12 protein-coding genes are annotated in these 12,355 nt (G+C 67.3%); 7 read left to right on the top strand and 5 right to left on the bottom strand.

The window, feature by feature from the left end; genetic code table 11:
- Positions 1–55: 55 nt before the first annotated feature.
- Positions 56–559 (bottom strand): hypothetical protein, encoded by a 504-nt coding sequence (locus ACY3GB_RS22220; RefSeq protein WP_463090651.1) that lies wholly within the window; start codon positions 557–559, stop codon positions 56–58.
- A 36-nt stretch (positions 560–595) separates the two neighbouring features.
- Entirely contained in the window at positions 596–1,111 is a 516-nt protein-coding gene (locus ACY3GB_RS22215; RefSeq protein ID WP_463090650.1) for a hypothetical protein, read from the bottom strand.
- Between the two features lie 503 nt (positions 1,112–1,614).
- Between ACY3GB_RS22215 and ACY3GB_RS22210 the strand changes: the two genes are divergently transcribed.
- The 7 genes from ACY3GB_RS22210 (at position 1,615) to ACY3GB_RS22180 (ending at position 8,859) form a co-directional block, all read left to right on the top strand.
- A complete protein-coding gene (locus ACY3GB_RS22210) occupies positions 1,615–1,926 on the top strand; it encodes a (2Fe-2S)-binding protein (protein WP_031296427.1) in 312 nt (103 codons plus the stop codon).
- Positions 1,923–3,329 carry an FAD/NAD(P)-dependent oxidoreductase gene (locus ACY3GB_RS22205; protein WP_463090649.1) on the top strand — a complete coding sequence of 469 codons (1,407 nt, stop codon included), beginning with the start codon at positions 1,923–1,925 and terminating at the stop codon, positions 3,327–3,329. Before ACY3GB_RS22210 ends, ACY3GB_RS22205 begins: the two co-directional genes overlap by 4 nt.
- 1 nt (position 3,330) lies before the next feature.
- The gene (gene hcnC, locus ACY3GB_RS22200; RefSeq protein WP_463090648.1) at positions 3,331–4,587 is read left to right on the top strand and encodes a cyanide-forming glycine dehydrogenase subunit HcnC; all 1,257 of its coding nucleotides are present in this window, start codon (positions 3,331–3,333) and stop codon (positions 4,585–4,587) included.
- 180 nt (positions 4,588–4,767) lie between these two features.
- Positions 4,768–5,868 carry an ABC transporter substrate-binding protein gene (locus tag ACY3GB_RS22195; protein WP_463090647.1) on the top strand — a complete coding sequence of 367 codons (1,101 nt, stop codon included), beginning with the start codon at positions 4,768–4,770 and terminating at the stop codon, positions 5,866–5,868.
- Positions 5,869–6,123: 255 nt separating this feature from the next.
- A complete protein-coding gene (locus tag ACY3GB_RS22190; protein WP_463090646.1) occupies positions 6,124–7,035 on the top strand; it encodes an ABC transporter permease in 912 nt (303 codons plus the stop codon).
- Entirely contained in the window at positions 7,032–7,832 is an 801-nt protein-coding gene (locus ACY3GB_RS22185) for an ABC transporter permease (protein WP_463090645.1), read from the top strand. Before ACY3GB_RS22190 ends, ACY3GB_RS22185 begins: the two co-directional genes overlap by 4 nt.
- Positions 7,833–7,851: 19 nt before the next feature.
- Positions 7,852–8,859, top strand: a complete 1,008-nt coding sequence (locus ACY3GB_RS22180) for an ABC transporter ATP-binding protein (protein WP_463090644.1) — start codon at positions 7,852–7,854, stop codon at positions 8,857–8,859.
- A 3-nt stretch (positions 8,860–8,862) separates the two neighbouring features.
- On the opposite strand, the gene ACY3GB_RS22175 is transcribed toward ACY3GB_RS22180, so the two are convergent.
- The 3 genes from ACY3GB_RS22175 to ACY3GB_RS22165 all read right to left on the bottom strand — a co-directional run bounded on the left by ACY3GB_RS22175 (position 8,863) and on the right by ACY3GB_RS22165 (position 12,355).
- Entirely contained in the window at positions 8,863–10,716 is a 1,854-nt protein-coding gene (locus ACY3GB_RS22175) for a methyl-accepting chemotaxis protein (RefSeq protein ID WP_463090643.1), read from the bottom strand.
- Positions 10,717–10,796: 80 nt separating this feature from the next.
- A complete protein-coding gene (locus ACY3GB_RS22170) occupies positions 10,797–11,366 on the bottom strand; it encodes a nucleotidyltransferase family protein (protein ID WP_463090642.1) in 570 nt (189 codons plus the stop codon).
- Positions 11,363–12,355, bottom strand: a complete 993-nt coding sequence (locus tag ACY3GB_RS22165) for an XdhC family protein (protein ID WP_463090641.1) — start codon at positions 12,353–12,355, stop codon at positions 11,363–11,365. Before ACY3GB_RS22165 ends, ACY3GB_RS22170 begins: the two co-directional genes overlap by 4 nt.

Genomic DNA, 12,355 nt, shown 5'->3' with positions numbered 1-12,355 from the left:
GGACGATGGTAGCGCAAGCCTCAGCCGGCGTCACACGCCGGCGGAACAGGCGGGATCAGCGCAGCGCGTCTGACACCGCCACGTCGATGGCGCGGCGCGCCTCGTCGATGTGGTGGACGATGTCGCGCTGCAGCGAGCGCAGGTAGGGATCGTCCTCGCGGTGGGCGGCGTCCTGCCGGGCTTTGTCCAGCAGCATCTTGGCCTGATGGAAGCGGTCTTCCGGCCGCCAGCGCGCGTCCGGCGGCATGCGGTCGTAAATGTCCTTGCCGTCGTCGATGGCGGCGTCGCGCATCTTGCGCAGCGCCTTGTTGATTTCATCGACGGCATGGCGCTCGTCGTCCATCACCTGCGGATAGTCCGGACGGGCCAGCAGATCGCGCGCCTGGCGCAGATCGCTCATCGCGTGCAGATAGTAGGGATGCTCTTCCGGATGCCACTGGTGCTGCTGCCAGGTCCACGCATCGCCGTCGCGCCAGCCGTCGGCCAGCGCCGGCGCGCTCAGGATCGCGTTGCCGGCGGCGGCCAGCGCCAGAATGGCCAGAATTCCGCGCAGTTTCATGATTGTCTCCTCGTATGATCGAAAACGGTCCGGCGCTCAGCGCAGGGCGTCGTTGATGGCTTGCTGCACGGCATGGCGCGCGGCGTCGACGTGATGCAGGATGCGGCGCTGCAGATCGTGCACCCAGGGGTCGTCTTCCTGGTGGCTGGCATCGCGGCGCGCCGCGTCCAGCAGCTCCAGCGCCCGATGGAATCGGTCGGTCGGACTCATATGGGCATCCGGCTGCTCGTAGCGCCAGGGATCTTTGCCGTCCTCGAAGGCGGCATGCTGCATCTCGCCCAGCGCCGCGTCGATCTCGGCCACCGCGCGGCGTTCGTCGTCGGCGATCTGCGGATAATCCGGGCGCGCCAGATAAGCCCGGGCCTGCCTCAGATCGCTCATCGCGTGCAGGTAATACGGATGTTCCGCCGGGCGCCAGTTGCGCGGCGCCTCCACTTGCACCGTCACCGGGCGGTACGCCCCCGCCCGCGGCGGCGCCACCACGCAGGCGCTGAGCCCGCACACCGCCAGCAGCGGCGTCAACTTCATGACGCCGATAATCGTCGTTTTCACCATTCGTCTCCTGGATTTCGGGCCGGATCGGCTCAGCCGTCCGGCCTGCTGTATTCAGTTCCTTGCAAAACCGATTACAGCTTGACCGCTCCCGGAAATGAATTCAGCAGCATTCAGGTTTCGGTGTGTAAGCGTTTGTAGCCAGCCAGGCCTAGCTGCATAACCGCTTTTCCCGACGATGTCCGAATTTCCATTCTTGGTTAACGAACATGAAGCGCGTTTGGACTGCATATATACAGTCGGCAAAAAAGTAACAGACAGACTGTCTGATTGTCATTTTTATAGAGTTTAAATTCAAAAATTGACATGAGTTAAACAAATAGCAGTTTCATAATGCTAAAACGAACTTTGCTTGCACATAGCAAGTCCATATGCATCAAATGTGAAAATCATTTAGCCGACAAGCGAACAAAACCTGTATCGCGATCATGAACCGGAGCGATGGCGGAACCCCGGCTTCACGGTAAGAAACCGCCAGCTAGCCAAAACCAGCAAGGTGCACCATGTCCTTACACCGCAGTCACGATATCCAGGCATTGCAGGGGCAGACCCTGACCATACACATCAACGATCAACCGGTCGTAGCGGCCAGCGGCGAAACCGTGCTGAGCGTGCTCAGCGCCGTCGGCCTGCGCCAGCTCAGCCGCAACGACAACCAGCAGATCGCCGGCTCCTATTGCGGGATGGGCGTGTGCCATTGCTGCCTGGTCAAGATAGACGGCCGCCACAAGCGCCGCGCCTGCCAGACCGTGGTCAGCCCCGGGATGAAGGTGGAAACGGCCCATAACCGCCTGAACACGGAGGGCCTGAGATGAGCGCGAAACCGGTGATCGTCGGCGGCGGCCCGGCCGGCATGTCGGCCGCCATGGAACTGGCCCGCCACGGCGTGGACAGCGTGCTGCTGGATGAAGCCTCCCGCGTCGGCGGCGTGGTCTACCGCGGCCCGCTGCGCCAGGGCGTGGTGCTGGACTACCTGGGCGAGCGCTACCGCGAGAACATGCAGGCGCTGCACCGCGAATTCGAGCAATACCGCAGCCGCGTCGACATCCGGCTGAATACCCGCATCGTCGGCGGCGGCGACGGCGAACTGTTCGCCCTGACGCCGGACGAGCAGGTCGAAGCCATTCCCTACTCCCAGCTGTTGCTGGCCGCCGGCTGCCATGAGCGCAGCGTGCCTTTCCCCGGCTGGACCCTGCCCGGCGTGATCATGCTGGGCGGCCTGCAGCTGCAGATCAAAAGCGGCGTGGTCAAGCCGCTGGGCCGCACCGCGCTGGTGGGCACCGGCCCGCTGCTTCCGCTGGTCGCCTGCCAGCTGCACCGGGCCGGCGTGGAAGTGGCCGGCGTCTACGAGGCCAGCGCCTTCGGCCGGCTGGCCAAGGAGGCGATCGCCCTGCTCAACCAGCCGCAGCTGTTCCTGGACGGTCTGAGCATGGTGGCCTACCTGAAGCGCCACGGCGTCCCGCTGCACTACGGCTGGGGTGTGGTCGAGGCCCACGGCGACACCGAACTGGGCGAGGTGACCGTCGCGCCGTACGACGCCGAATGGCACGCCGACCTGACGCGCAGCCGCCGCCTGCAGGTGCAGACGCTCGCCGTCGGCTACGGCTTCATCCCGCGCACCCAGCTGACCCAGCAGATGGGCCTGGAACACCGCTACGCCGACGACGGCTACCTGAAGCCGGTCAACGACGACTGGCAGCGCAGCAGCCGCGGCCACATCCACCTGGCCGGCGACATCGGCGGCCTGCGCGGCGGCGACGCCGCCATCGTCACCGGCCGCATCGCCGCGCTGTCCATGCTGCTGCAGCTGGGCAAGCTGGACCAAGCGCAGGCGCTAAGCCGGCGCCAGGCCTGCCTGGACGAACTCGCCTCCATCCTGCGGTTCCGCAAGGGCATAGACAGCTTCACCCGCCGCGGCCGCGGCCAGCTGGCGCTGCCCGCGCGCGACACCGTGATCTGCCGCTGCGAGCACGCCACCCGCCAGGACATCGACACCGCGCTGGAACAGGGCGTCAACGACCTGATCAGCCTGAAGATGCGCACCCGCGTCAGCATGGGCGACTGCCAGGGCAAGATGTGCGTCGGCTATTGCAGCGATCGCCTGCGCGAACACACCGGCAAACGCGACGTGGGCTGGATACGCCCGCGCTTCCCGCTGGACCCGTTGCCGTTCTCGGCTTTCTCCGCAATCGACGCCCAACAGACTGAAGAGATTTGACATGAGCAAGCAATACGACATCGTGATCGCCGGCGGCGGCGTGATCGGCGCCTCCTGCGCCTACCAGCTGTCCAAGAACCGGGACCTGAAGATCGCGCTGATCGACAGCAAGCGGCCCGGCAACGCGTCGCGCGCGTCGGCCGGCGGCCTGTGGGCGATCGGCGAGTCGGTGGGCCTGGGCTGCGGCGTGATCTTCTTCCGCATGACCTCGGCCAAGCGCAAGCGCGACGCCGCCGGCGCCGCGGTGGCCGTGGACGCCACCACGCCGCACATCCTGCCGCAGAGCTTCTTCGACTTCGCGCTGGCCTCCAACGCCCTGTACCCGACGCTGCACCAGGAGCTGATGGAAAACCACGGCATGGACTTCAAGTTCGAACGCACCGGGCTCAAGTACATCATTTACGATGAGGAAGACCAGCTGTACGCCGAGCACATCGCCGCCCAGATTCCGCATCTGGCCAGCGAAGTGCGCTGGCTGGACCGCGCCCAGCTGCGCGCGGACGAGCCCTATGTCAGCGGCCAGGCGCAAGGCGCGCTGGAGTTCCTGTGCGACCACCAGGTCAGCCCCTTCCGCTTGACCGACGCCTACACCGAGGCGGCGCGCCAGAACGGCGTCGACGTGTTCTTCAACGTCAACGTCACCGGCGTCGCCCGCCAGGGCAGCCGCGTCACCGGCGTCAGCACCGCCGAGGCCGGCGACTTCTCTTGCCACACGCTGATCAACGCCGGCGGCTCCTGGGCCGCCGAACTGTCGCTCTGGGCCACCGGCCGCACCATCCCGGTCAAGCCGGTCAAGGGCCAGATCGTGCTGTCGGAGAAAATGCCCAAGCTCTTGCGCGGCTGCATCACCACCAGCGACTGCTACATCGCGCAGAAGGACAACGGCGAAATCCTGATCGGCAGCACCACCGAGGACAAGGGCTACGACACCGCCATCACCTATCCGGAAATCAACGGCCTGGTGCAGGGCGCGATCCGCTGCGTGCCCGAGCTCGCCAACGTCAACATCAAGCGCTGCTGGGCCGGCCTGCGTCCCGGCACCCCGGACGAGCTGCCCATCCTGGGGCCGGACGGCGTGGACGGCTATCTGAACGCCTGCGGCCACTTCCGCACCGGCATCCTGACCTCGGCCATCACCGGCGTGCTGCTGAACGGGCTGGTGCGCGGCGAGCCGCTGCCGCTGGACATCACGCCGTTCCTGGCCGGCCGCTTCCCCAACCGCACCGAAAAACAGATGGATTTCGCGCTGCACGCCTGATCAAGTTCCTCTCACTGAGCCGCCACGGCCCGATGGCCTGGCGGTTTTTTTTCGCCCGCGCGGGCGGACATCGACGCCTGAAACCGTTTTGTCATATTAATGACGTCGTTTTGTCATCAATCCCTCATACCATCGCATCAGTTTTTCGATAGATAGGCCACCGGCCGCAGAAGGGGAGCAATGATGAAGCACAAACTGGGTTACATCGCCGTCGCCGGCGCCTTGAGTCTGATCGCCAACGCGGCCAGCGCCGACAATCTCGCCGCCCTGGTCCAGGCCGCCAAGAAGGAAGGCGAGCTGAACACCATCGCCCTGCCTCACGACTGGTGCGGCTACGGCAACGTGATCGCCGGCTTCAAGGCCAAGTACGGCATCAAGGTCAACGAACTGAATCCGGACGCCGGCTCCGCCGACGAGCTGGAGGCCATCAAGGCCAACAAGAACAACAAGGGACCGCAGGCGCCGGACGTGATCGACGTCGGCCTGTCCTTCGGCCCGCAGGCCAAGGCCGCCGGCCTGCTGCAGCCGTACAAGGTGTCCACCTGGAAGAGCATTCCCGACAACGTCAAGGACAAGGACGGCTACTGGTACGGCGACTACTACGGCGTGCTGACCTTCCAGGTCAACCGCGACCTGATCAGCAAGGCCCCCGCCGACTGGTCCGACCTCTTGAAGCCCGAATACAAGAACGCCGTGGCGCTGGCCGGCGACCCGCGCGCCGCCAACCAGGCCATCCAGGGCGTGTTCGCCGCCGGCCTGGCCCAAGCCAAGGGCGACGTGGGCAAATCCGCCGACGCCGGCCTGAAATTCTTCTCACAGCTGAACAAGAACGGCAACTTCGTGCCGGTGATCGGCAAGGCCGCCTCGCTGGCCCAGGGCACCACCCCCATCATCGTGCGCTGGGACTACAACGCGCTGGCCGACCGCGACACGCTGAAGGGCAACCCGAAAGTGGACGTGATCGTGCCTAAGAGCGGCGTGGTGGCCGGCGTCTACGCCCAGGCCATCAGCGCCTACGCGCCGCACCCGAACGCCGCCAAGCTGTGGATGGAGTACCTGTTCTCCGACGAAGGCCAGGTGGCCTGGCTGAAGGGCTACTGCCACCCGATCCGCTTCAACGACCTGACCGCCCGGAAAAAGATCCCGTCCGAGCTGATCAGCAAGCTGCCGGACGCCGCCGCCTACAAGAAAGCGGTGTTCCCGACCATCGAGCAGCAGGAAGCCTACAAGGCCGGCATCACCAAGCAGTGGGACAGCGTGGTCGGCAGCAACGTGAAGTAACGCGATCACCCAGTCTCACCTCGGGGCCGCCGCTGGCGGCTCTCAGACTGTTGACAGCCTCTCTCTCGCCTCCACGAAGGCGAGGCTCCCTTGCAGGGCAAGGGCGGGGGGATTGGGATTCGACGTTCAGGCTGCGGACTCAAGCGCTTATGTCGACAGGCCCGGCTTTGCCGGGTCCTGTAGAGCCTGACCGAATCACTTTGCCAACAGCCTGAAGCCGCCGCTGGCGGCCCTTTTATCTGACGAGAAATATCGATGTCCGCATCCTCAGAATCCATGCCGACGCCCTCCTCCCGCACAGCCAGTCCCCCAAGCGCCGCCCGCGCCTTGCTGCTGTCGTGGGTGGGCGTCGCGCCCTTCCTGCTGTTCGCGCTGCTGTTCCTGATCCTGCCCACCGGCATGCTGATGGTGGGTGCCTTCCAGGACGCGCAGGGCCATTTCACGCTGAACAACATCGTCCGCCTGTTCGACGACAACATCCTCAGCGCTTACAAGATCAGCCTGCAGATCAGCGCCGCCTCGGCCATCCTGGGCACGCTGCTGGGCCTGCTGCTGGCGCTGGCGGCGATACGCGGCGGCTTGCCCGCCTGGATCCGCCCGACGCTGACAACCTTCTCCGGCGTCGCCTCCAACTTCGCCGGCATTCCGCTCGCCTTCGCCTTCCTGTCCACGCTGGGCCGGATGGGCCTGGTGACCATGCTGCTGCGCAAGTATCTGGACTTCGACCTGTACGCCAGCGGCTTCTCCATGCTCAGCTTCGCCGGCCTGACGCTGACCTATCTGTACTTCCAGGTGCCGCTGATGGTGCTGATCATCGCCCCGGCCGTGGAGGGGCTGAAGGATGAATGGCGCGAGGCCTGCGAGAGCCTGGGCGGCTCGGGCTTCGCCTACTGGCGGCACATCGCGTTGCCGGTGCTGTGGCCCAGCATGGTCGGCGCCGCGCTGCTGTTGTTCGCCAACGCCTTCGGCGCGGTGGCCACCGCCTACGCGCTGACCGGCAGCTCGCTCAACATCGTCACCATCCTGTTGTACGCGCAGATTCACGGCGACGTGCTGCACGACCAGAACCTGGGCTACGCGCTGGCGCTGGGCATGGTCCTGATCACCGGCAGCGCCAACGCCGGCTACATCTGGCTGCGCAAGCGCAGCCAAAGGGAGGCCGCATGAAACCCACCGCCACCTCGCGCCTGGGCGCCTGGCTCGCCATTCTGCTCGGCAGCGGCTACTTCCTGCTGCCCTTGATCGCCACCTTCGAATTCAGCCTGAGGATGAAGCGCGAAGGCTACAGCTTCGAAGCCTATAAAACGGTGCTGACCGACCCCGGCTTCCAGGCGAGCTTCGGCTACTCCGCGCTGCTGGCGCTGCTGACCATCGCCGTCGGCATCCTGCTGGTGGTGCCCACCGCCTTCTGGGTGCAGCTCAAGCTGCCGCAATTGCGTCCGCTGATCGAATTCATCACGCTGCTGCCGCTGGTGATTCCCGCCATCGTGCTGGTATTCGGCTACCTGCGCCTCTACGGCAGCGGCGGCTGGCTGCCGTTCACCGGCAGCGAGCGCGGCACCGACGCGCTGCTGGTGTTCGGCTACGTGACGCTGGCCCTGCCCTACCTGTACCGCTCGGTGGACACCGGCCTGTCGGCGATAGACGTGCGCTCGCTGACCGAGGCGGCGCAGAGCCTGGGCAGCGGCTGGTTCGACATCCTCAGGCTGGTGATCTTCCCCAATCTGAAAACCGCCATCCTGTCCGGCGCCTTCCTGACCTTCGCCATCGTCATCGGCGAGTTCACGCTGGCCAGCCTGCTGGCCCGCCCGGCCTTCGGCCCCTATCTGCAGCTGATCGGCGCCAACCGCGCCTACGAGCCGGCCGCGCTGGCCATCATCGCCTTCCTGGTCACCTGGGCGGCGATGGGGCTGATGCAGGTGGTCAGCCGCAACCGCGCCGCCTTCGGCGCCGACGAACATTGAATTGGAAACGGAAAGCATCATGGCATTTCTGCACATCGACCATCTGAACAAGCGCTTCGGCCAGCAAGCCGTGGTCCACGATTTCAACATGCAGGTGGAGGCCGGCGAATTCGTCACCTTCCTCGGCCCGTCCGGCTGCGGCAAGACCACGGTGCTGCGCATGATCGCCGGCTTCGAGACGCCCAGCGGCGGCGCCATCCGCCTGGCCGGCGACGACATCACCCTCCAGTCGCCGCAGAAGCGCGGCATCGGCATGGTGTTCCAGAGCTACGCGCTGTTTCCCAACATGAACGTGGCCGACAACATCGCCTTCGGCCTGAAGATGCAGAAGCGCTCCGCGGACGAAATCCGCCGCAAGGTGGGCGAGGTGATCGCGCTGGTGGAGCTGAACGGCCGCGAGAAGCACTTCCCGCACCAGCTGTCCGGCGGCCAGCGCCAACGCGTGGCTCTAGCCCGCGCGCTGGTGGTGGAGCCGCGCGTGCTGCTCCTGGACGAGCCGCTGTCGGCGCTGGACGCCCGCATCCGCAAGAACCTGCGCGAGCAGATCCGCGACATCCAGCGCCGCCTGGGCCTGACCACCGTCTTCGTCACCCACGATCAGGAAGAGGCGCTGACGATGTCGGACCGCATCTTCGTGATGAACCAGGGCAAGGTGGAGCAGGAGGGCGCGGCCGAGACCATCTACACCCAGCCGGCCACCGAATTCGTCGCCCGCTTCATGGGCAACTACAACCTGCTGTCGGCCGAGCAAAGCCACGCGCTGCTGGGGCTGGAAATCCGCGGCCATCTGGCGGTGCGGCCGGAATCGATCGAGCTGCTGGGCAACGATGACGCCGCCGACGATCAGGCGCTGCCGGCGGTGATCCGCCAGCACCAGTTGCTGGGCAACATCATCCGCTACCAGGTGGATGCCGGCGGCGCCACGCTGCAGGTGGACCGGCTCAACCGCCACGCGGCCGACCTGCTGCCGGGCGGCACGCCGGTGCGGCTGCGCTTCGACCGCGACAATCTGCGCGAAGTGCGCTGAGCGTCAATCCGCGGGGCGCTGCGCGCCCTGCTGGAAGTAATGCATCTGCTGGCGCAGGCTGTCGGCGCGCATCGCCACCTCCTGCGCCGCCGCCGACAGCTCCTCGCTGGCCGCGGCATTGTCCTGGGACAGCTGGTTCAGCCGCCGCATCGCCTGGTTGATATTGCCGACCCGCTCCGCCTGCGCGGTCGCCTCGCAGGAAATCCCCTTCACCAGATCCAAGGTCTGGCGGCTGGACTCGACGATATCGCTCAGTTGCTGGCCGGCGCTCTCCGCCAGCTCCACGCTGTCTATCGCCACCCGGCCGATCTCCTTGGCCGCGGTCTGGCTGCGCATCGCCAGCTTGCGCACCTCGTCCGCCACCACCGCGAAGCCGCGGCCGTGCTCGCCCGCCCTCGCCGCTTCTATCGCCGCGTTCAGCGCCAGCAGATTGGTCTGGTAGGCGATGTCGTCGATGATGTCGGTGCGTTTGGCGATCTGGCGCATCGCCGCTATCGTCTGCTGCACCACGCGGTTGCCCTCGGCCGCCTGCGCGCTGGCGGTGTCCGCCATGCCGCCCGCGTGGTTGGCGTCGCCGGCCATGCTGAACATGCTGCGGGCGATGTCGTCGATCGCGCTGCTGCTTTCCTCCGCGTCGGACGAGGTGCGCGCCGCCCCCTGCGACAGGCCCTGCGACGCGGCATTCAGCTCGATGGACGCATTGGCCACCGCGTCCGCGTCCTGTTTCACCTGCAGGATCACGCCGGACAGCCGCTCGCCCATCTGGCGGATGTGGGCGGCCAGGCTGTGGTCATCGCCGCGCCGCAGCGGCAGGAAGAAGTCCAGCCGGCCGGCGGACAACTCGCGCATGCCCCGCGCCACCTCGTCCGGCTCCGCGCCCAGGGTGCGGATGATGTTGCGGCTCACCAGCACGGCCAGGCCGATCGGCAACAGCAGCAGCAACAGCCCCAGCAGCACCAGGTAGCCGTACACCCGCGCGCTGCTCGCCTGCGCGTCCAGCTGGCCGCGGATCTGCTGCAACAGCTGGCCTTGCAGCTGGTACAGCTCCGCCACCCGCAGGCCGGCGACGCGGAACCAGTTATCCGGCGTCTCGCTCTGCATCGCGCCGGCGCCGCGCGCCAGCACCGCGTCGCGCGCCGACTCGAACTGCCGGCTGCGGTCCATCGCCGCCCGCAGCGCCGCCTCGTCGCCGCCGTACTGCCGGTACTGCGAGCGGCACAACTCCTCCTGCGACACCACGCCGCTGACCAGCCGGAAATTGGTGATGCTGAAGCTGCCCACGGTCAGCACGCCGGTCACCAGCCCGCGAGTGCGGCTGGTGAACTCCTTCTGGCAATTCACCGCCAACCACTGCAACAACAGCGCCTGCACCTCGGGGGTCTGGGCATTGAACAGGGTGATGATGCCGGATAGCTGCTCGATCATGTCCGAATAGCGGTTGAACTCCGGCGCGGGCGAGATATGGCGGGCGTCGATGTCGCGGCGCAGCTGGTCCAGCTCATTCTGCGGCGGCACGCTGTGGCCCAGATAGGCGCGCAGGCCGTCGGACAGCTCGTCCTGCGGCTGGGTCCGCAGCTTCTGCAGCACGGCATCGGCCGCCGCGCGCGCCTGGACCAGCTCGGAAGGCAGCGCCTGATGGCGGTTGAGATAGCCGTAGCCCAGCCCGCGCTCCACCTGCAGCTGCTGGATCAGTTGGCCGACCATCTCGATATTGGCGCTCAGCACCTGATCGCGGTCCAGCACCTGCAACAACTGGCGCTGATGCCAGGCGTAGCCTATCGCCACGCAGGACAGGGCCAGCACCAGCGGCGCGATCAGCAACACCAGCTTGTGGGCAACCGTGAAGCGAACCCGCATATCCGTCATCCACCCCGAGCCGGAACACTTCCCACTATAGGGGAGAACGGTTGCCAAGCGTAAATGCCAGGGCGCGGCGCTCAGCCGAGCGTCTGCAGGTCCTCCGGCATGTCGATGTCGATCAATACGCCCGGATCGTCCAGCTCCAGCCTCAGCGCCGCGCCCCAGTCCAGAACGTTCCTCGCGCCGGCATCGCCCCGCAAGTCGAGCAATGCAGGCAAGCAGTCCGCCGGCAATCCGCGCGGATGGCCGGGCTGGCCGTGGTAGCAGGGCAGCACCAGCCGGCCGTGCGACAGCGCCGCCGCCACCTGGCTGACGGTATGCGGCCGCACCGCCGGCATGTCCGCCAGCCCCAACACCAGGCCGCGGCAACCCTGCAGGCCCAGCGCCCAGGCGGCAGCGCAAGCCAGCGAATGCCCGATGCCGCCGCGGTTGAGCCGGCAGGCCAGCGGCTGCAGGCCCAGCCGGCCGCACAGCGCCAGCCCGAAGGCGTCGTCTTCCGGCAGCACCAGCGCCAACGGCTCGAGCCGGCCGATAAACGCCGCGGCGCTGGCCTCCAGCAGCGTGCGCCCGTCCGGCAGCCGCGCCTGCCGCTTGTCGGCGCCGAAGCGGCTTCCCTGGCCCGCCGCCAGCAGCGCGCCCGCCATCATGCCCGGCAGCTCCTTTCCTCGCCATGAACCCCCTCCCGGTGACAAGCGCTGCGGCTGGCGATCAGATCGGCGGCGATGGAGACCGCGATCTCGGCCGGGGTGCGCGAGCCTATCGCCAGCCCCACCGGCCCGTGCAGCCTGTCCAGCTCTGCCGGCGTCAGGCCGAAGTGCTCGGCCAGCCTCGCCTTTCGTTTCATGGTAGTCGTGGCCGAACCCAGCGCGCCGACATAATGGCAGGGCAGCCTGAGCGCCTCCATCAGCGCCAGGTCGTCCAGCTTGGGATCATGCGTCACCGCCACCACCGCGGTGCGCTCGTCGCAGCCGAAAGCCAGCACCAGGTCGTCCGGCATCTCGGCCGACAGCGCGACGCCGGCCGGCTCCCAGCCCGCCGCGTACTCCTCGCGCGGCTCGCACACCGTCACCGCGTAGTCCAGCGTCAGCGCGATCTGCGCCAGGTAGCGGCCCAGCTCGGCGCCGCCTATGATCAGCAGCCGCCAGCGCGGGCCGTGCAGCGCGAGGAAGCCCGCCTCATCCTCGGCGAAGCTTTCGGCAGGCCCGCTATCCAGTAAAGTGGCCGCGCCGTCCCGGTAGTCGACCCGCCGCCACAGGCAGCGGCGCTGCCGCACCGCGGCCAGCAGCGCCTCCAGCTGCGCCGGGTCCGGCATCGTTTCCACCGCCACCCTGAGGCTATTGCCGCAGGGCAGCCGGTAGCGCTGCCTTTCCTCCACGCTGGCGCCGAAGCTGCGCACCCGGGCCGAGGGCGCCGCGCCGAACACGCCGCCTTCGGCGATTTCCCGCCGCAGATCGTCCTCGACGCAGCCGCCGGACACCGAGCCGCAGATCACGCCGTCGTCGCGTATCGCCGCCAGCGCGCCCGGCGGCCTGGGGCTGGCGCCGTAGGTGCCCAGCACCGTCAGCAGCGCGACGCGGCGGCCCTGCCGCAGCCAGTCCAGCGTCTGCGCCAGCACGGTCTCGTCGTTGCCGCGCAC

The sequence above is a fragment of the Chromobacterium sp. Ag138 genome (assembly GCF_055181315.1).
This window is presented reverse-complemented; position numbering and strand designations above follow the sequence as displayed.

What these genes read in the sequence shown, in the direction of transcription:
- ACY3GB_RS22220 (WP_463090651.1), bottom strand. Translation starts at nt 559, where the DNA reads ATGAAACTGCGCGGAATTCTGGCCATTCTGGCGCTGGCCGCCGCCGGC.
- ACY3GB_RS22210 (WP_031296427.1), top strand. Translation starts at nt 1,615, where the DNA reads ATGTCCTTACACCGCAGTCACGATATCCAGGCATTGCAGGGGCAGACC.
- ACY3GB_RS22205 (WP_463090649.1), top strand. Translation starts at nt 1,923, where the DNA reads ATGAGCGCGAAACCGGTGATCGTCGGCGGCGGCCCGGCCGGCATGTCG.
- hcnC (WP_463090648.1), top strand. Translation starts at nt 3,331, where the DNA reads ATGAGCAAGCAATACGACATCGTGATCGCCGGCGGCGGCGTGATCGGC.
- ACY3GB_RS22195 (WP_463090647.1), top strand. Translation starts at nt 4,768, where the DNA reads ATGATGAAGCACAAACTGGGTTACATCGCCGTCGCCGGCGCCTTGAGT.
- ACY3GB_RS22190 (WP_463090646.1), top strand. Translation starts at nt 6,124, where the DNA reads ATGTCCGCATCCTCAGAATCCATGCCGACGCCCTCCTCCCGCACAGCC.
- ACY3GB_RS22185 (WP_463090645.1), top strand. Translation starts at nt 7,032, where the DNA reads ATGAAACCCACCGCCACCTCGCGCCTGGGCGCCTGGCTCGCCATTCTG.
- ACY3GB_RS22180 (WP_463090644.1), top strand. Translation starts at nt 7,852, where the DNA reads ATGGCATTTCTGCACATCGACCATCTGAACAAGCGCTTCGGCCAGCAA.
- ACY3GB_RS22175 (WP_463090643.1), bottom strand. Translation starts at nt 10,716, where the DNA reads ATGCGGGTTCGCTTCACGGTTGCCCACAAGCTGGTGTTGCTGATCGCG.
- ACY3GB_RS22170 (WP_463090642.1), bottom strand. Translation starts at nt 11,366, where the DNA reads ATGATGGCGGGCGCGCTGCTGGCGGCGGGCCAGGGAAGCCGCTTCGGC.